Origin of the sequence: Flavobacterium sp. AG291 (genome assembly GCF_003350375.1) — a bacterium.
Lineage (GTDB): Bacteria > Bacteroidota > Bacteroidia > Flavobacteriales > Flavobacteriaceae > Flavobacterium > Flavobacterium suzhouense.
Genome location: NZ_QQAR01000018.1, coordinates 1 through 19,041, shown reverse-complemented (window position 1 = coordinate 19,041; position 19,041 = coordinate 1). Strand labels below are relative to the sequence as shown.

18 protein-coding genes and 1 tRNA gene are annotated in these 19,041 nt (G+C 39.6%); 12 read left to right on the top strand and 7 right to left on the bottom strand.

Translation table 11 applies throughout. The features are described 5' to 3' along the window. Nucleotides 1–104 precede the first annotated feature (104 nt). Nucleotides 105–551: a very short patch repair endonuclease gene (locus DEU42_RS16060; protein ID WP_114759352.1), complete on the bottom strand. Its 447-nt coding sequence runs from the start codon at nucleotides 549–551 to the stop codon at nucleotides 105–107. 156 nt (nucleotides 552–707) lie between these two features. Here DEU42_RS16060 and DEU42_RS16055 point away from each other — a divergent pair, with 156 nt between their 5' ends. From DEU42_RS16055 to DEU42_RS16045, 3 genes are all read left to right on the top strand, one after another. Next, nucleotides 708–1,874 (top strand): MFS transporter, encoded by a 1,167-nt coding sequence (locus DEU42_RS16055; protein WP_114759351.1) that lies wholly within the window; start codon nucleotides 708–710, stop codon nucleotides 1,872–1,874. A gap of 345 nt (nucleotides 1,875–2,219) precedes the next feature. Next, entirely contained in the window at nucleotides 2,220–4,634 is a 2,415-nt protein-coding gene (locus DEU42_RS16050) for a PAS domain-containing protein (protein ID WP_114759350.1), read from the top strand. Nucleotides 4,635–4,686: 52 nt separating this feature from the next. After that, nucleotides 4,687–5,271, top strand: coding sequence for a hypothetical protein (locus DEU42_RS16045; RefSeq protein ID WP_114759349.1), 585 nt, complete (start codon nucleotides 4,687–4,689; stop codon nucleotides 5,269–5,271). 24 nt (nucleotides 5,272–5,295) lie between these two features. Here the strand turns inward: DEU42_RS16045 and DEU42_RS16040 are convergent, their stop codons facing one another. The 4 genes from DEU42_RS16040 to mce form a co-directional block, all read right to left on the bottom strand. Next, nucleotides 5,296–5,814 (bottom strand): GNAT family N-acetyltransferase, encoded by a 519-nt coding sequence (locus DEU42_RS16040; protein ID WP_114759348.1) that lies wholly within the window; start codon nucleotides 5,812–5,814, stop codon nucleotides 5,296–5,298. A 91-nt stretch (nucleotides 5,815–5,905) separates the two neighbouring features. Further along, on the bottom strand, nucleotides 5,906–6,100 hold the full coding sequence (locus DEU42_RS16035) for a cold-shock protein (protein WP_114759347.1): 195 nt from the start codon (nucleotides 6,098–6,100) through the stop codon (nucleotides 5,906–5,908). A 187-nt stretch (nucleotides 6,101–6,287) separates the two neighbouring features. Next, nucleotides 6,288–6,361: transfer RNA gene (locus DEU42_RS16030), tRNA-Ile, on the bottom strand. Nucleotides 6,362–6,478: 117 nt separating this feature from the next. After that, nucleotides 6,479–6,880, bottom strand: coding sequence for a methylmalonyl-CoA epimerase (gene mce, locus DEU42_RS16025; RefSeq protein WP_114759346.1), 402 nt, complete (start codon nucleotides 6,878–6,880; stop codon nucleotides 6,479–6,481). Nucleotides 6,881–6,997: 117 nt separating this feature from the next. On the opposite strand from mce, the gene rbfA reads away from it, so the two are divergent. The 6 genes from rbfA to DEU42_RS15995 all read left to right on the top strand — a co-directional run bounded on the left by rbfA (nucleotide 6,998) and on the right by DEU42_RS15995 (nucleotide 12,354). Further along, nucleotides 6,998–7,390, top strand: coding sequence for a 30S ribosome-binding factor RbfA (gene rbfA / locus DEU42_RS16020; protein WP_114759345.1), 393 nt, complete (start codon nucleotides 6,998–7,000; stop codon nucleotides 7,388–7,390). Nucleotides 7,391–7,405: 15 nt separating this feature from the next. After that, nucleotides 7,406–8,611, top strand: coding sequence for an ABC transporter permease (locus tag DEU42_RS16015; protein ID WP_114759344.1), 1,206 nt, complete (start codon nucleotides 7,406–7,408; stop codon nucleotides 8,609–8,611). Nucleotides 8,612–8,820: 209 nt separating this feature from the next. After that, complete coding sequence (locus DEU42_RS16010; protein WP_114759343.1) at nucleotides 8,821–10,227, top strand: MATE family efflux transporter; 1,407 nt, start codon at nucleotides 8,821–8,823, stop codon at nucleotides 10,225–10,227. A gap of 138 nt (nucleotides 10,228–10,365) precedes the next feature. Further along, complete coding sequence (locus DEU42_RS16005; protein WP_147278142.1) at nucleotides 10,366–11,223, top strand: TraB/GumN family protein; 858 nt, start codon at nucleotides 10,366–10,368, stop codon at nucleotides 11,221–11,223. Nucleotides 11,224–11,321: 98 nt separating this feature from the next. Next, nucleotides 11,322–11,753, top strand: coding sequence for an RNA polymerase sigma factor (locus tag DEU42_RS16000; RefSeq protein WP_410501025.1), 432 nt, complete (start codon nucleotides 11,322–11,324; stop codon nucleotides 11,751–11,753). Next, nucleotides 11,743–12,354: a hypothetical protein gene (locus DEU42_RS15995; protein ID WP_114759340.1), complete on the top strand. Its 612-nt coding sequence runs from the start codon at nucleotides 11,743–11,745 to the stop codon at nucleotides 12,352–12,354. The genes DEU42_RS16000 and DEU42_RS15995 overlap by 11 nt, the downstream gene beginning before the upstream one ends. A 65-nt stretch (nucleotides 12,355–12,419) precedes the next feature. On the opposite strand, the gene DEU42_RS15990 is transcribed toward DEU42_RS15995, so the two are convergent. Further along, nucleotides 12,420–13,481 (bottom strand): FUSC family protein, encoded by a 1,062-nt coding sequence (locus DEU42_RS15990; protein WP_114759339.1) that lies wholly within the window; start codon nucleotides 13,479–13,481, stop codon nucleotides 12,420–12,422. Between the two features lie 5 nt (nucleotides 13,482–13,486). Beyond that, nucleotides 13,487–14,479, bottom strand: coding sequence for a tRNA dihydrouridine synthase DusB (gene dusB / locus DEU42_RS15985; protein ID WP_114759338.1), 993 nt, complete (start codon nucleotides 14,477–14,479; stop codon nucleotides 13,487–13,489). Between the two features lie 1,011 nt (nucleotides 14,480–15,490). Between dusB and lepA the strand changes: the two genes are divergently transcribed. The 3 genes from lepA (at nucleotide 15,491) to DEU42_RS15965 (ending at nucleotide 18,658) form a co-directional block, all read left to right on the top strand. Next, nucleotides 15,491–17,287: a translation elongation factor 4 gene (lepA, locus tag DEU42_RS15980; protein WP_114759337.1), complete on the top strand. Its 1,797-nt coding sequence runs from the start codon at nucleotides 15,491–15,493 to the stop codon at nucleotides 17,285–17,287. Between the two features lie 176 nt (nucleotides 17,288–17,463). Next, complete coding sequence (locus tag DEU42_RS15975; RefSeq protein ID WP_114759336.1) at nucleotides 17,464–17,892, top strand: response regulator; 429 nt, start codon at nucleotides 17,464–17,466, stop codon at nucleotides 17,890–17,892. 331 nt (nucleotides 17,893–18,223) lie between these two features. Further along, on the top strand, nucleotides 18,224–18,658 hold the full coding sequence (locus DEU42_RS15965; protein ID WP_114759334.1) for a hypothetical protein: 435 nt from the start codon (nucleotides 18,224–18,226) through the stop codon (nucleotides 18,656–18,658). Nucleotides 18,659–19,041: the final 383 nt, after the last annotated feature.

The following is a 19,041-nucleotide window of genomic DNA, read 5'->3' as shown; positions in this document are numbered from 1 at the left end:
TTTTGTGTTAAAAAAAAAGCATTCAATAATCCTCAAATATAATTTGAATTTCAATATAGTTTCATTTTAATATAGAAACTTTTCAACCATAATAAACACTCGGATTAATTTACACAAGACAACACTAGAGATACACATTTAGGCAAATTTTTATGAATTTCTTGAGCCCAAAAACGCAAAACTTTATAACCTTTCAATTCTAAATTTTTATTATTTTCAAAATCTCGCATCATATTTTTCTCAATTTTCGGTATCCAATAGTCACGATTTGCTTTAATTTTATCTTTTTTATTTTCCCAATCAAATCCATGCCAAAATTCACCATCTAAAAAAATTACAATTTTTTTTCTTTCAATAACAATATCAGGCTTTCCTGGAAGTTTGCTTACATTTAATCTATATCTTATCCCAAGCTTCCACAGAGCTTTCCTTAAACTCATTTCCGGTTTTGTGTTTTTGCACTTGATCTTACTCATTTGTTTAGACCTAGCTAAAGTCGTTTCGAAAATATATCGTTTTGTTTGTGACATTTCTTGTTTCTCTTTTTTCATGCTTATAAAATAATTATTAGATTTTGGCAAGACATAAACAGACTTTAAACTGTATTTCTTTTCAAAATTAAACTTTTATCAACAATAACCTTTTCGTAAACAAACTGTAACTGTAATTTTAGTTATTACACTAAAAAGATGTAGTACCTTTGTGCCATGAAACTAAGTTTGCTACCACTCGCTCTGGGCGGCCTTACCATAGGCATCACAGAGTTCGTAATGATGGGCCTTCTGCCCGATATCGCACACGACCTTAACATCAGCATCCCGCAGGCGGGCCATCTTATCTCGGCGTATGCCCTGGGTGTGGTCATTGGCGCACCGCTACTGGTTATTGCCGGGCGTAACTTCCCTCCCAAAAAGATGCTGCTGGCTATGGCCATTATGCTAACGGTTTTCAATGCGCTTTCTATTGTCGCACCGGGTTACAACCTGCTGTTTGCGTCACGTTTCCTTTCAGGGCTGCCGCATGGGGCCTTCTTTGGTGTAGGTGCCGTAGTGGCCTCTCGCCTCGCCGATGCCGGTAAAGAAGCGCGTTCAATCGCTATTATGTTCTCGGGGCTTACCATCGCTAACGTGGTTGGGGTTCCGCTGGGTACGTATATAGGCCACAACTATAGCTGGCGTTATACCTTTGTGGTGGTTACCGTTATAGGGCTCATTACCGTAATTACCCTGCTACTTCTCATGCCAAAGTTCGAATCGAAAAGGATAGACAGCATCAAAACGCAGTTGCAGTTCTTCACTAAGGTCGATGCATGGCTCATCATATTTATCGTTGCCATAGGCACGGGCGGATTGTTCTGCTGGATCAGCTACATTGCCCCGCTACTTACAGAAATATCAGGCTTCTCTGCAGAAAATGTCCCTTACATCCTTATCCTCGCCGGACTGGGAATGGTAGTAGGCAACTTCATTGGAGGCCGCCTAGCCGACCGTTTCTCACCTGCCACTACGGTACTTTCGGTATTGCTTATCATGGCAACAAACCTGTTGGCCGTATACCTGTTCTCCGGCAACCAGATTATATCACTTATACTGGTATTTGTTACAGGAGCCTTGTCGTTTGCGGTAGTCGCACCCGTTCAGATGCTTATCATTCAGGCTGCTAAAGGTTCAGAGATGATCGCGTCGGCATCGTTACAAGCCAGTTTTAATACAGGGAACGCACTTGGAGCCTTCCTGGGTGGATTACCGTTGGTTATGGGTTATAGCTATGCTTCGCCAAATTTGGTGGGTGTTGCTATGGCATTAACGGGTTCGGTTACCACTTTGGTTTTGATTAGCCGAAACAGAAAAGCGGCACAGCTGAAAACAGCATAAAAAGACGTCTTTAATTTTTGAATATCGAATGACCCCGGAAATCACTTTCCGGGGTTATTTTTTGGTCAAAAAATGTGTTTTGGAGGTTTTGTAAAACCGTTTTTCTTTTTAGAGTCGGCAAAAGTAATATTAAATTTTATTTGACTGTTTTTCAATATTTTGACTACCTTTAATTTTACGCACGAAAATGGCGTTTTGAGAACAAAAAGCGTAAAATTAACAACTGTGGACTGGTTATGAGATTTTGCATATTTCGTTACAAAATAACATTTTTAATGAATACTTAACAACCAAATAAGCTACCTTAGCGGATGCACCTCTTTTACCCAAAAGAATTCTTACTATATGAATACCCGCAACGAAATGAACTTTGCTACACCCCGTAATTTAACCGGCAGATTAGTACAATCTGTTAAGGATTATGTGTCCGGAAATGGCGCAAAAGTCATCCTTACGGATTATACATTTTCACAAACAGAAGTCCCCGAAAGTCTTGAAAACATAAGGCTTAGCATTATAGATACAGCAGCCAAAGCTATAAACTTACACGACGAAGGCAATACTCCCGAAGCACATAAAACCATTGAAATACTGGACCTTAAAGCGGAAAACTATCTGCTGCAACTCCAGCTTCAGGAACTTAAAGCCAACACTACTCAAACTACTGACAAGCAAAAAGATAACCCTGTTTTAACCCACCATAGTGAACTTACGCGAGGCATCGAAGGGATTAATCAGTTGTATTCCGACAAAAGCACTGAAAATGAGTCAGCTAAAACAAAAATTGACAACTACTTTAAACAGGCTCCCATAGGTATACTCATCCTGAAAGGCCCGGAACTGATGGTAGAAATGGCCAATCCGCTTTACCTGCAACTCGTTGATCGTGAAGCAAAAGACTTTATCGACAGGCCATTATTTGAAGCCCTTCCGGAAATAAAAGGCCAGGCTATCGAAGAGATCATGAGAGGGGTTTATACCTCAGGAATGCCATATGTAGGTAACGAGCTTGGCGTTTACCTGATGCGCAACGGACATAAGGTGATGTGTTACTTTAACTTTGTATACCAACCTATTTATGAGGAAGATAACAGCGTATCAGGCATTATTGTTGTCTGTACTGAAGTGACAGATATCGTAAACACCAAGAAGGAATTAACCGTTAAAAAGCAGGAATTCAGAAACATAGTAATGCAGTCACCCATAGCGATGACCATTCTTAAAGGCAAAGATTTTATTATTGATATTGCCAACGAAGTTATGCTTAAAAACCTATGGCGCAAAGAATTCCATGAAGTTGTAGGACAAAGCATCCTTGAAGTTTTCCCGGAATTGCTGGAACAGGACTATCCCGAGTTACTCAGAAAGGTTATGAAAACCGGTATTCCACACCGCGCTTCAGAGTCACCCGCCTATGTAGATTCGCATGATGGCAGAAACCTGTACTACCTTGATTATGAATACGCTCCTCTGTATGAAACAGACGGATCGATAAACGGTATTATGTGTACGGTTAATGACGTCACTCCGCGTGTCAAAGCCCGTGAAGTGGAAAAGGCAGCTAATAGACGTTATGCACAACTCATTGAAACGCTGCCAATTGCCATGTACACCATTGACGAAAATGGTTATATCGACCTATACAATAAAGCTGCCGAAACCCTTTGGGCACGTAAGCCCGAACCCGGCATCGACCGTTGGTGTGGATCATATAAGCTCTCTGCCTTTGATGGCACACCTATTTCCCACGATAACAGCCCTATGGCAATGGCTTTCAAGGAAAGTCGCTCTATAGAAACTGAAATATACATGTACCGCAGCAATGGCGACCGCCGCCATGTTATTGTGCACCCTCAGCCCCTATTTGACGAAAATGGCAAAACCATAGGCGCCACTAAGGTAATGATAGATATTACAGAGCGAAAAGAAGCTGAAGAAGCATTACGAAAAAGCGAAGAGAAGTTCAGACTTTTATCAGAATCTCTGGAAACACTTGTTTCTGAACGCACTAACGAACTTAAGATTGCCAATCAGGAACTGCGAAGCACTAATAAAGAACTGTCCTCATTCGCCTATATATCAAGTCATGACTTACAGGAGCCATTACGAAAAATCCATACTTTTGGAGGTATTATTATGGCTAATGAGTTTGAAAACCTATCAGAATCAGGCAAACGAAACTTTACCCGTATGCAGCTCGCAGCAGGAAGGATGACAAAACTAATCCAGGATCTGCTTACCTATTCGCGTTCTAATGCTACGGAAAAAACTTTTGAAGACGTTGACCTCAATATCATGCTAAGGGAAATTGCTTCAGACTTTGCTGATGCCATAAATGAAAAGGACGGAGTAATATCCATTGGCCTAATGCCTACAATTACAGCTATTCCGTTTCAGATCAGGCAGCTATTCAACAATCTGGTATCTAATGCGCTTAAATTCTCCCGTGATGGCATTCCGCCCGAGATAACCATATTATCCGAAACCGTAGCCGGAACCACTATTGACAATGTTAACGCTAACAGTAACATTAATTATCTGCACATTTCAGTAACCGATAACGGCATTGGCTTTAACCCACAGTATGCATCACGCATATTTGAAGTTTTCCAACGCCTGCACGGCAAAACAGAATATGAAGGCACAGGAATCGGACTGGCTATATGCATGAAAATTGCAGAAAACCATAAGGCTATTTTAAATGCGTCATCAAAACCCGGAGAGGGAGCCACTTTTAATATTTATTTCCCTCTAAATTAAATTCAGTTGCGACAAACAATTATATTTGTCATAATTAAACCAACTGAAACCAATGAAACTTAGACAAATTATCTTTTTGCTGCTGCTTTCTTCAGTTACTGCAACAGCACAAACTCTTGCCGTAAACACAAACGATACTAAAACAGGCTCACGGGTAATACTAACAAAAAGCTATAAGGGCAAAAAAGCTGAAGTTGAAGATAGCGTTGCTAACAGAGGACTGGTGTTTTTCTCTGCTGGTTATCAAAGCCATCATGTAGGGAATAACGACATTAAAACCTACTTTATAGACCTGAATATTTACCATCACAACAATACTATTGGATGCATCAGGCAATCAGCCAACAACCTTATACTTGTCCTTGAAGACAATAGCGAGATAGAATGTTTCCAGATATCAGACACTGATTGCAATCAGGAAGAATACAAAGCAGCTTTTGCACTTAGCAAAAAAAACAGCCACTTTGAAGAAAACGAAAAGAACTTTAAAAAACTACAGACAGTAGGTATTTCAAAAATAAAGCTCATCACAACTGAAACCACTCAGGAATACAAAATAGGATCAAAATCAAGAAATTATATGAAAGCGAATTTTGAACTTGTATCAAAAACGCTTAACTCTGATTCATCAAAATAGGCTTTTAAGCCTATTTTTTTATATCTATAGTTTTAATTTCAGCAAAATATCGCGCTGAACATCATTGCCCAACATAAAATCATGGGTCCCGAAAGCCACAAAACCATTTTTAGCATAGAATTTTTGAGCATTGGTGTTCTTATCCCATACACCCAACCATAAATAATTAAAATTATTTTCTAAAGCGATATTACAGGCAGCATTAAGCAGAAACTGCCCTGCTCTTTCCCCCTGATGTTGAGCACTAACATAAATCCGCTCCAGCTCAAGGCTTTCAGGATCGTTAATATCCGTTTGCGAAGGGGCATAATTGACTTTTATATAACCAATAGCCTCATTGTCCTCCATAGCAAAATAAAACGCAGAAGAAGCGCTTGTGATACTCTGTAATAGTTTTTCCTCAGAAAATTCGGTTGCAATATAATGCTGCATATCTTCTTCGGTATTGAATTGGGCATAAGTATGCACAAAAGTTTCAATACTTATTTCCCTTAGCATTTTAACCCGGGATACATCAACTTTTTGGAGAATACGGTTTTGCATGGTGTAAAAATAAAAAAAGTCCCTTGCCGTGGCAAGGGACTCTGTGCTGGTAAGTTATAGGGAAGCCGGAGTAAAAATCCTCCGGGCTGAATTAGCCTACTACTTTAACATTAACGGCCGTAGGGCCTTTTCTGCCGTCTTCTACTTCGTATTCAACAGCATCTTTTTCACTGATTTGTCCTACCACACCTGAAATGTGAACAAACACATCAGCTGAACCATCTTCCGGTACAATAAATCCAAATCCTTTTTCTTCGTTGAAGAATTTTACAACTCCTGATTTCATAAAAATAAATTAATGGCGCAAAAATGTAATAATTAATTGATTATACAACATTTTTATTTAATTATTTTTCATCAAGTATGTAAAATTTATTCATTTTTTAATACTTGTGGCCTAAATCCAATAATAAAGAAGGAAAATACAAACAAAAAAAACCTCCACATTGCTGTGAAGGGTTTTGTAAAACCAGTGGTCCCACCTGGGCTCGAACCAGGGACCACCTGATTATGAGTCAGGTGCTCTAACCAACTGAGCTATAGGACCAGTTTTGAGGTTGCAATATTACTATTATTTTTCATGCAATGCAAATAATTTTAAAGGATTATTACATCAACAACACCTCAACCACAAATACTGACTGATAATGAAGTTTTTGCAACCTTAAATTATTTCCTGGCAAAGCTCAATCAGCACGCCGTTCGTACCTTTTGGATGCAGGAATGCTACCAGTTTATTATCTGCCCCTTTTTTAGGTATTTCGTTAAGCACGGTAAAACCCTCTGCTTTTAATCGGGCGATTTCAGCAACGATATCTTCCACATCAAAAGCGATATGGTGGATACCCTCCCCTTTTTTCTCAAGGAATTTAGCAATTGGGCTATCCGGAGTTGTCGCTTCTAAAAGCTCTATTTTGTTAGGTCCGTTCATAAAGAAGGAAGTTTTTACCCCTTCGCTTGCCACTTCTTCCATTTTGTATGCCGGCGCGCCGAAAAGTTTCTCAAAAAGCTGGTTAGAAACCTCAAGGCTGTTTACAGCGATACCTATATGTTCAATTTTTCTCATACTATTTAGTTTGTTGTTTGTGGAAGCAAATATAAAACTTTGGGTAATCATTTAAACTTTGCAACTCTGTATCTTTGAGACTCTGCAACTTCTAAGAAAATTAAGTACTTTTGCAAGATGGAAACAAACAGACAAAAAAAGATAGGCGCCCTCTTACAGAATGACCTTGTAGATATATTACAGGGTGAGATACGTAAAAACGGCATCACTAATCTTATCATCTCTATATCTAAAGTTGCGGTTACTACCGATCTTTCTATAGCTAAAGTATACCTTAGCGTATTCCCTTCGGAGCGTGGTGGCGAAATACTTGCAGCAGTACGCTCTAATGCACCGCTTATTAAACACGATCTTGCACAACGTGTAAGGCTTCAGTTGCGCAAAGTACCTAACCTGGTATTTTACATAGACGACTCTCTGGATCAGATAGAAAAAATTGACAATGAGCTTAAAGGAGAAAACAATCCTATTACAAATCCTGAGCTTTTAGACAGACGTAAAAAATCATAATTCCGGAATCATAATTTGAGCTTTCCGTTTTACATAGCCCGTCGGTATACCATAAGCCGAAGCAAGAGCACTGCCATTAATATTATTACTGGTATTGCAGCAACGGGTATTGTAGTAAGTACGGCAGCTCTTTTTATTATCCTTTCGGTTTTTAGCGGACTAAAGGATTTCAGCCTTTCTTTCACCAATACTACCGATCCCGATCTGAAGCTTACTCCCGCAACAGGAAAGTCATTGTTAATTACACCTGAGCAGGAAGCTACACTTCACCAGTTTAAAAACATTACTGCATACAGCAAAATAGCCGAAGAAAGAGTACTTTTTTATTTTGACGGGAAAGAACAGGTGGCTTACATGAAGGGCGTAGACAGCCTTTTTACAACCGTAACCCCTATCAAAAAAAGCGTTCCTTACGGACAATGGCTTAAGCCTTATACCGGACAGGCAGTGGTTGGGGCAAACATCATGAACAAATTTTCAATGTTCATTGGCGAATTCAACAGGGATTTCGAGGTATTTGTACCCAAAGCGGGCAAAGGTGCCATTCAGAATCCGGAAGATGCTTTTAATAAGACCTTACTCATCCCTACAGGCGTTTACAACATCAACGACGAACAGGACAGCAAATATGTTTTTGTAGACGTCGCTCTTGCACAAGAAATGCTTCAGTTTAAACGCAATCAGTATACTTCGATAGAATTTAAACTGATGCCCGGAACCAATGAAGCCGATATGCGTAAAGACATTGAAAAGCTATTTGGTAATAAGGTGATATTAAAAAACAGGGAACAGCTAAACGACTCGCTTTACAAGATGCTGAATGCCGAGAATCTGGTGACCTACCTTTTCTGCTCGTTAGTAGTGGTACTTACCTTGTTCTGTCTTGCAGGAGCACTTATCATGCTGATACTCGATAAAAAAGAAAACATCAGAACACTTTACAGCCTTGGTGCCGAAGTAAAAGCACTTCGCAATATTTTTTTTTATCAAGGGATCTTTATCACTACACTGGGTGCAACTTTTGGAATGCTGCTTGGCGCAGGTGTAATATTTGTCCAAAAGCAATTCAGCCTTCTTATGATTACCAATACCATGGCATATCCGGTTGAATTCAGTGTTATGAATATTGTAATCGTATTACTTACGATTTTTATCCTTGGTGTTTTTGCTTCCCGCATAGCCGCAGCCCGTGTAAGCAAAAAGCTTATGGAGTCAGCATAATTATTTAAATAGTTATTAATTATCTAAAAAATAACACAATAACTTTTTCTTTTTGCAGAAATTCATTTTCTTTGCCGTCAATTCTTTACGAACTATGAAAATTTTTGTTATCCCTATCCGCTAGGGATTGCCACCTCCGCACATAAATTTTTTACGGCATTACGTAATGCCCACGTTCGCTATTTCATCAATCTTATCAAATCAAACCAATGACACAGGACATTCAACACACCAGTGCATTATCACGTTTTTTTGCACTGCTCAAACAATCCCTTAAGGGAGAAAACATAGACTTTACACAAGGCAGCATCCGCCGTGCGGTTATCCTGCTTGCTATTCCTATGATGCTGGAAATGGCTATGGAATCGGTCTTCGCACTGGTAGATCTTTACTTTGTAGGTCATTTAGAAAACAGCAGTTTTGCCGTACAAACGGTTGGCTTAACAGAATCGGTTCTTTCTGTAGTCTATTCTATAGCTATAGGTATGAGCATGGCAGCCACTGCAGTTGTTGCCCGACGCATAGGCGAAAAAGACCCTGTCTCTGCCTCAAAGGCCGGTATGCAGGCCATAATCATAGCCGTAGCCGTAAACGTTGTTTTAGCCATTTTCGGGCTGATATATGCTACAGATATTTTAATCCTGATGGGATCATCCGAAGAATCAGCCATCTTTGGAACACCTTTTATGCGTATTATGATGGGCGGAAGTTTCATAATCATGCTGCTTTTCCTCTTTAATGGTATTTTTCGTGGCGCAGGTAATGCTGCCATCGCGATGAGAAGCCTTTGGATTGCTAACTTATGCAACATTATACTTTGTACCATTTTGGTTCCTAACATGGGACTAACAGGTGCAGCAATAGCCACAACCATAGGACGAAGCATTGGTGTACTATACCAGCTATACAACCTGTTTAATGGTAAAGGCATCCTTAAAGTTGCTGCTTCTTATTTCCTGCCGGATTGGGAACAGATAAAATCACTGGTAAAAATTGCAGCACCGGGAGTATTACAGTTTGTAATAGCCTCATGCAGCTGGATTTTCCTTGCAGAGCTCGTAGCTACAACGGGAGGCGATGAAGGCTCTGCCGGATACCAGAGCGCTATACGTATCATGATGTTCTTTATGCTTCCAGCATGGGGAATGAGCGGTGCAGCGGCTACTCTGGTAGGTCAGAATCTTGGCGCCAAACTGGTAGACAGGGCAGAACGTTCGGTATTTGTCACTGCAAAATTCAGCGTAAGCTATATGGCAATCATTATGGTGATATGCCTGTTGGCTGCCGACCCAATGATGTGGTTTTTTACCAACAACGCACAGGTACACGATATAGCTGTAGAAGCCATAAGGATATTAAGTGCCGGATATATCTTTTACGGGATAGGCATGGTATTATTGAACGCCTTTAACGGAGCCGGTGACACTAAAACCCCTACATGGGTTAACTTTTTCGGTTTCTGGATCATCCAGATACCTTTAGCCTATGTACTTGCTAAGCATTTCAACTGGGGGCCAACAGGTGTATTCTGGGCCATTCCTATAGCCGAAACCTTTATGACGATAATCAGCTTTATACTTTTCAGACGCGGAAAATGGAAAAAAGTTGAAGTGTAACTTTAAAATATTTTCACCAAAAGTCCCTGTGTTTACTGGGACTTTTTTATTTCTGTTTATTTTTTTTCAATATTTTTTGTAACGAATGAACGATTGCTTTACATACTTGTTATAAATCACAATCAAAAAACGAAAAACATGAAAAAAGCAATCTTTTTAATCGCAGCAGTAGCATCAACATTATTTGGCAACGCACAACAAGCTAATGACAACAACTCCATGCTATGGAAAATTGAAGGCAAAGGAATTGAAAAACCTTCGTACCTGTTTGGCACCATTCACGTACTTTGCGAAGAAGACTTTCAGATCAAGGAAAAAGTAAGCATTGCTTTTAACAGTACTTCTAACCTTGTACTTGAGGTAAACTCTACCGACCCCAAAGAAATGGAGGCCATGCAAAAAATGATGAGAAGCGAAATTACTCTCTCAAGCAGACTTAATGAAGCTGAAAGAAAAGAAGCAAACCAAATTCTGACTTCTCAAATGGGCATAACTCTTGAGCAAGCCGATCATGTTTCTCCTTCAGGGTTAATGAGTATAGCCATAGCAAATGCAATGAAATGCCCTCCCGCTAAGATGAAATTTTTTGAAGGCGAACTTGTAGCTATGGCGCAGACACAGCATAAAACCATAGGAGGACTGGAAACCATAGACAGCCAGATTGTTGTTATGGAAAAATCCTACACCCTTTCCGAAATACTAAACCAGATAAAAATAAAAGCAGACTACGCACAGATAATGGATAACCTGGTACGTTTTCACAAAGAAGAAAACCTGCCGGAACTCTACAGAACCATAACAGACAGACGTTTTATGAACACAACAGCCGAAAACCTGATGCTTAACGAAAGAAACAAGGCATGGGTTAAAAAAATACCTGCAATTGCAAAAAAAGAAAGTACTTTCTTTGCGGTGGGCGCAGGACATTTATACGGCAAAAATGGAGTAATTGAATTACTGAAACAACAGGGTTATAAAGTAACTCCCGTAAAATAAAAGCAAACCAACCAAAACCAACAGATTTGAAAACCAACGAAAAGGAATTCTTAGCGCTGATCGAAAAGCACAAGGGTCTTATCCATAAGGTTTCGAGAATGTATATGGACGAACCCGAAGACAGGGAAGACCTGTTTCAGGAAATCGTATTGCAGCTCTGGAAATCGTACGGCACCTTTAGGGGTGAAAGTCAGATATCAACCTGGATGTACCGGGTGGCCGTAAACAGCGCGCTTACATTTTTCAAAAAAGAAAAAAGAAAGCCCGACAATACCCGGATGCATGACAAAATGGATCTTAAAGACGAAAATGACGAAACGCACCGGGAAACACAACTGGACTATTTTTACAAAGCCGTACAGTTGCTGAATCCGGTAGAGAAGGCATTGATATTTCTTTTTCTCGAAGGACAGTCGCACAAGGAAATTGGCCAGAATCTGGGTATTACCGAAGTAAATGCCCGCGTAAAACTAAACCGAACGAAAGACAAGTTACAGGAAATCATTAAAAAACAAGGTTATGAATTTTAACGAATTACAACAACAATGGAATAACGAACCTACAGATAACGTTCGTGTTCCAAATACTATAGACACACTTAAAGAAGCACAAACTCCAATTGATAAAGTGCGCAAAAAAATGAAAGCAGACTTTTTCATGCAGGCTTTCATGCTGGTACTTGTAGGTTTCGCTCCTCTTATATTTGATTTTTCAGATAAGCTTATTTCACTATTTATTCCTTTCTATGCCATAATGATAGGATTTATGACCTACTATTTTTATAAGTTTTTTGTGTTCTATAAAAAATCGTATGACATGACATTTGACAGCCGTAAAAACCTGCTTTGGTTTTTTTATGAGCTGAAACTAAATATAGAGCTTTACAAAGCACTTACCTACATTATGTTCTTTCTGGGATTTTCGTTTGGTGTCCTGGCAGGAACAGTAACAAAAAATCAGAATACCATCAGTAATTTCCTTGACAAAAAAGCGGCAGGAATTACAGGCATTGCATTATTAGCCGGGTTAATATTATTTTCGCTTTTCATGGCCGAATTTATACCTCGTTGGTATTACGGCAAACACCTGAAGCAGGTAAAATCTGTACTGGATCAGCTCGACGAGGAATAGAAAGTAACAGCCCTTTTAAAAACGTCTGCTCATGCGGCGTTTTTTTATTTTATGGATATACGATATTATTCCGTTTTAAACCTTGTCTTTTCGAATATAAAAAATACAACCAAAGCTATAGCTACTCCGATCATAGTATCAATTATTCTGGACTGAACTGTATCAGCAACATTCGTTTCGCCTCCTGCCAATGCAATAGTAAGAGCCATAGGAGTTATAAACATAAGCGCAAGACCATAATGTTTCATTACCACAACTTCTATTGCAAATTGAAGCACTGCAATGACAAGCACCAGCCACAAGCCCTGCGGATTCACATAAAGAATAATACCAAACAAGATCACTCCCAGTAAAGAACCTCCAACCCTGTGTATGGCTTTTATAACCGTCAGCCTCCTGGAATGGCTTGCCTGCAAAACCGCAATAACCGGAAGTACGATCCAATAGGAACGCTGCTCCTTAAAAACACAGGCTACAACAACGGCAATTATTACCCCAACCACTATCCTGATAGTTATAGCTTTGGCAACTGAATCAAAATGAATTCCTGAAAAATGCACAGACCATTTGGGTGGATGCACTACTCCCCACCTTATATACGTAAAAAATATCGGAACTATTACTATGCAGTAAGCAACAATAGATCCCAAACCTACGAGCTCTGGAATAACATACCATTCAAAAGTCCCGGATGAAGCAATTTTTCCGCTTACAGCAGTCACCAAAACTAACATAAGCGTACCTGGAGGCCCCAGCTTGTAGCCAACCATGAATACACTGCCCAGCAATGTTACCATTACTATACACAAACCCCGAAGCCAAATATCATGCCCCATTAGACTGCCTAACAAAGCAGAAAGAGTTATACAAACCGCAACCATAGGCAACACTACAGCCCGTTCCATTCGGGTCAGTTGAGGAGAATGTAAAGCCGTTAGACCTCCTAGAGAAGCAATAAAACCGAGCTGTTGATGTCCAATCAGTGTAAAAAACAACAGAGGCACCGCCATTGTCAGCGCTGCCTCTGTTCCTACAACCCATCTCCAGGGTTTATCGTTTAGTTGTATTACATTCTTTGCTTCTCGTTTAGCAACAATTATTCTTTTTTTTGTCCTAATTGCTCCCATAATCACTAAACAGGTCTGTAATCTGCAAATTTTTCCAACACCTCATCAAGCACGGCATATACATCGGCTGCGGCATCATGGGTAACCATTTTTTGTCGGTACTCCTTAAAGTTTGGAATACCTTTAAAATAGTTGGTGTAGTGGCGACGTGTTTCAAACACCCCTACTCTTTCACCTTTCCATTCAATAGCCCACATTAAGTGGTTACGCGCAGCTTCAACACGGTCTTCGAGCGTTGGCATAGGCAAGTGCTCACCAGTATTGAAGAAATGTTTTATCTCATTGAATATCCACGGATACCCAATAGCCGCACGGCCAATCATGATACCATCAATACCATATTCATTTTTATATTTCAGTGCTTTTTCAGGACTATCGATATCACCATTCCCAAAGATCGGGATATTGATACGCTGATTATTCTTTACACGGGCAATGTGAGACCAGTCGGCTTCCCCTTTATACATCTGCGCACGGGTACGCCCATGGATGGTAAGCGCTTTGATACCCACATCCTGAAGACGCTCGGCAACCTCATCAATATTTATAGAATCCTCATCCCAGCCCAAACGGGTTTTTACAGTTACCGGCAATGATGTGCTGTTTACAACTGCCTTGGTAAGACGCACCATCAGGTCGATATCTTTTAGTACACCGGCACCGGCACCTTTGCACACCACCTTTTTTACAGGGCAGCCAAAGTTTATATCAACAATATCAGGGTTTACGGTCTCGACAATTTTTGCTGAAAGCGCCATCGCCTCCTCATCTCCACCAAATATCTGTATCCCCACAGGGCGTTCGTAATCAAAAATATCCAGCTTCTGGCGGCTCTTCATAGCATCACGGATCAATCCCTCAGAGGAAATGAACTCACTGTACATAAGGTCAGCACCATGCGTTTTACACAACCTGCGGAAAGGCGGATCACTCACGTCTTCCATAGGAGCCAGCAATAGCGGAAATTCGGGCAGTTCTATATTGCCAATCTTTACCATCGTCTTCATTTTGTGCAAAATTACAATATTTATATGACTTCTTTCAAAACCAATATATTCGTGCATACGTATATAAGAACATAAGCATTAGTCACTTGCTCATTCCGATTTAAAAGAGCAGTATTTATAAAAGCCTACAACTAAAGCCAAAGTCCCCCGGTTGGCATACAACAACGATATTAGACCACTACTTACTGCTTATTTTGGCACATGTTCCGTTGGTCATGTGCCTTTTTGTAAGAAATAAACGGCTATAAGATTTTTATATGCACGCATAGAATAAAAATATAATAAAACTCATTATCAACACATTAACCATTGTACCTTTGTAGTGTTAAGATTGGTTATATCATTTCACCACCAATGAACAGGGTGGGAAGCAAATGGTAATAATAATTTTTAGATTGGTTGATTGGTTATGATTAGTGCATGGAGTTTTCTTCATGCACTTTTCATTTATATACACTTTACAATTAAAAATTTGAGATCTCAAAATTTTCATAAAATTTACCGTTCAACGGAGAAATACGCATTTTATCGGATTAAATGTAATCCTTTTCCGATTCATAAATAATCAACAAACTGCGCATTTTCAGTAAATTACTACACATAAACACGCAACTACAACGTTGTAGTTAAGGATTTTTATGATTTAAAAAAAAATAACACCTAAGCGTATTTTTGTATTATTTTTTGTTGTTGATTTGCACCGTAGTTTTAAGGAATTATCTAAACGATCAGATTCTGAATCCCCCCAATCAGAAACCTGAATTTCGAAATAACTTTTTCGGGTAAATTACAATTACTTAAAAGTATAAAACAGCATACGGAAGCCCCCAACCGAATGCTGTTTTTTTATTTACCCCTATCCGTTTGCAACTCGCTAAGTTTAAACTATATTTGCCGATTAAATTTGCTACCTTTACAGGTAATATGCGTGAGGGATAGGAGCAGGCTAAACTATAGCAGCCCGAAGGGACACGCCCTAACAAAAACTGATAACAGACGAAGATGAAGCATATTAGGAATTTTTGCATTATTGCCCATATCGACCACGGTAAGAGTACCCTGGCAGACAGGCTTCTTGATGCTACGCAAACAGTAACCAAACGTGAACAGCAGGCACAGCTGCTTGACAACATGGACCTTGAAAGAGAAAGAGGTATCACGATCAAGAGCCACGCCATACAGATGGAATATACCTATAAGGGAGAGGAATATATCCTGAACCTTATTGATACTCCTGGCCACGTGGATTTCTCGTATGAGGTATCGCGTTCTATTGCTGCCTGTGAAGGTGCCCTTCTAATTGTTGATGCTGCACAAAGTATCCAGGCGCAGACCATCTCTAACCTTTACCTTGCTTTAGAAAACGACCTGGAAATTATTCCGGTACTAAATAAAATTGACCTTCCGAGTGCCAACCCTGAAGAGGTAAGCGATGATATCGTAGACCTTTTAGGATGTAAACTGGAAGACATCATCCCTGCTTCGGGTAAGACCGGACTTGGGGTAGAAGAAATACTTGCTGCTATCATTGAGCGTATTCCACCACCAAAAGGTGATCCGAACGAACCGCTTCAGGCATTGATATTTGACTCAGTATACAACCCATTCCGTGGAATTGAGGTTATATTCAGAGTTATTAACGGAACCATCAACAAAGGCCAGAAAATTAAATTTATGGCTACCGGCAACGAATATTTTGCCGATGAGATTGGTACGCTAAAACTGAACCAGGTTCCGAAACAGGTTGTAAGTGCAGGTGACGTAGGTTACCTTATCTCGGGAATCAAAGAAGCAAAAGAGGTAAAAGTAGGTGACACGCTTACCGATGCCAAAAACCCTACCTCAAACATGGTAAGTGGTTTTGAAGATGTAAAACCAATGGTATTTGCCGGTATCTATCCGGTAGATACTGAAGATTACGAAGAGCTTCGTAACTCCATGGAGAAACTTCAGCTGAATGATGCTTCATTAGTATTTGCAGCTGAAAGTTCTGCTGCACTTGGTTTTGGCTTCCGATGCGGATTCCTGGGAATGCTGCACATGGAGATCATTCAGGAGCGTTTAGAGCGTGAATTTGATATGACGGTAATTACTACGGTTCCCAACGTATCGTACCTTGCGTATACCAAAAAAGATCCTGAAAGACCGATTATAGTTAATAACCCAAGCGACCTTCCGGAGCCATCTAAACTAAGCCACGTAGAAGAGCCCTATATTAAAGCAACCATCATTACCAAAGCCGACTTCGTAGGTAACGTAATGAGCCTTTGTATTGAGAAACGCGGACTGATCACGAATCAGACCTACCTTACTACGGAGCGTGTTGAGCTTAACTTTGACATGCCGCTTGCCGAGATCGTATTCGACTTCTACGACAGGCTAAAAACAGTATCTAAAGGTTATGCATCGTTTGACTACTCTCCTATCGGGATGCGTACATCAAAACTTGTACGCCTTGACGTGCTGCTGAATGGTCAGCCGGTAGATGCACTTTCGGCACTTATCCACGAGGATAATGCTTACAACATCGGTAAAAAGATGTGTGAGAAACTGAAAGAACTTATACCGCGCCAGCAGTTTGACATCCCTATCCAGGCTGCAATCGGGGTAAAAGTAATTTCGCGTGAAACCGTGAAGGCACTACGTAAAGACGTTACCGCAAAATGTTATGGTGGTGATATCTCCCGTAAACGTAAACTTCTTGAAAAACAGAAGAAAGGTAAAAAACGTATGCGTCAGGTAGGTAACGTAGAGATCCCGCAGGAAGCTTTCATGGCGGTATTGAAACTTAATGATTAGACCTCAGTATTGAAAATTTAGATATTAGAAACCCGGCGCCTTTGTGCCGGGTTTTTTGTTTATTATATTAACCTCCCAATTAGTCTTTAAGAACTAGCAGAATCGTTTTATAGAATTATTCTAACAAAATTTTAAGGTTTAAATATATATCTTAGCCCGATAAAAAATATTTTAGAATGAAGAAAGACGGACAGATTATTATTATTGAAGATGACAGAGATGATGGCGATATCCTGAAAGAAGTAATTGAGGATCTGGGATATGAAAATGAGGTAATAATACTTCCTGACAGTACATTGGTAATGGAATTTTTACAAAGGCCTGAGATTGCCCCATTCCTTATTTTCTCGGACATCAATATGCCTAAAATGAGCGGTTACGAACTTAGGGACGAGGTATTGGCCGACCCAAACCTAAGCGACAAAACAGTACCTTATATTTTTTTTAGTACTGCAAGCGACCCGGACACTATAAAAACAGCATATAAGAAAGCTGCACAGGGATTCTTTACAAAACTCAGTAATTACGACGACTATAAAGATGTCATTAAGAAAATTATTGAATACTGGAAAGCCGCAAAAGTTCCTGATAAAGACCAGGCATAACAACTAAACCTCCTTTTACGGAGGTTTTTTGTTATATTGCATTATGGTAAAGGGAATGTATATAGCGATAGGATTTATCCCAACGATGATAGCACTTTATATATTGTTAGAGATAACTGTATTAATTGACACCGAATATCGAACTCTCTTCTTTGTTTTTACATCAGTAAGTATGTGTTTAGCTGCAGGAATAATTCTGATCAGGAGAGGCTATAAAAACATAGGCACAGGAGTAATTTCTGTACTTATATGCTTGTCCCTATTTTATCTATTGTTTTATTGGATGATGCAGGGACCGATGTAAGAACACTTATAATACAATATAAAGATTATGGCCTATACAGATATTAATCTCCAAACACTAGATTTAGACATCTTTTTCACAGACAACAAAAAGCTGATTCACATAACATCGGCTGGTGGAAATTTGCCCAAAAGCCTAACAGATACAGACACATACAATCAATCTATCATTGAAAAAACGTCAATCCAACCAAATGAATTTGAAATCGAAATAAATCCCAATCTGAAAAATAGCGACATAAGCAGTTTTATTTCCTTAGCAAAAAAAGGGTTTTACTCATACGATAAATACCATTTGGGAAACTTTCAGGACACGACGTTTCATTTAGTTGCCAGACCAAAAAATTGTATTCTTCCTGACCAGCTTTTGAAAAAATATAAAATTGATAATTCACTAATAGTATCGAGTAATATTGTCCCGGAAAATTTTGAACCCTTTAATTTAAAGGATTACATATCTTAAGAGATTAGTTCATTGGGTTTTAGCCTCGGGTGCCACGTCGTTCCTCTTCGCAACAACAGCACTGTAAGCAGGTATGAGTGAAGTTTCGGCATTAAACTCTGTGGCGTTAAGAAAATTATAAGTGAGGTGTTAAGAAGCATCCGCTGTCTGAGCGTAGCGAGTTCGGATGGTTTAGCCGAATGTAATAATTTTTAGCCTAAGGAGTTCAGCCGTGCCTTTTTCGTTCTTTTGAGGCAAGACAAAAGGACAATTTAAGAAAGAGATTTCTCCACTGCGGTACGCTTCGGTTCCTTTAGATTTGTTTTTAGATAAATCTTAAATTTATGAATGAGAAGGAAGCAAAAGTAAACTATGCTGCGGTCTGGGTTTTTATGCCCATATTT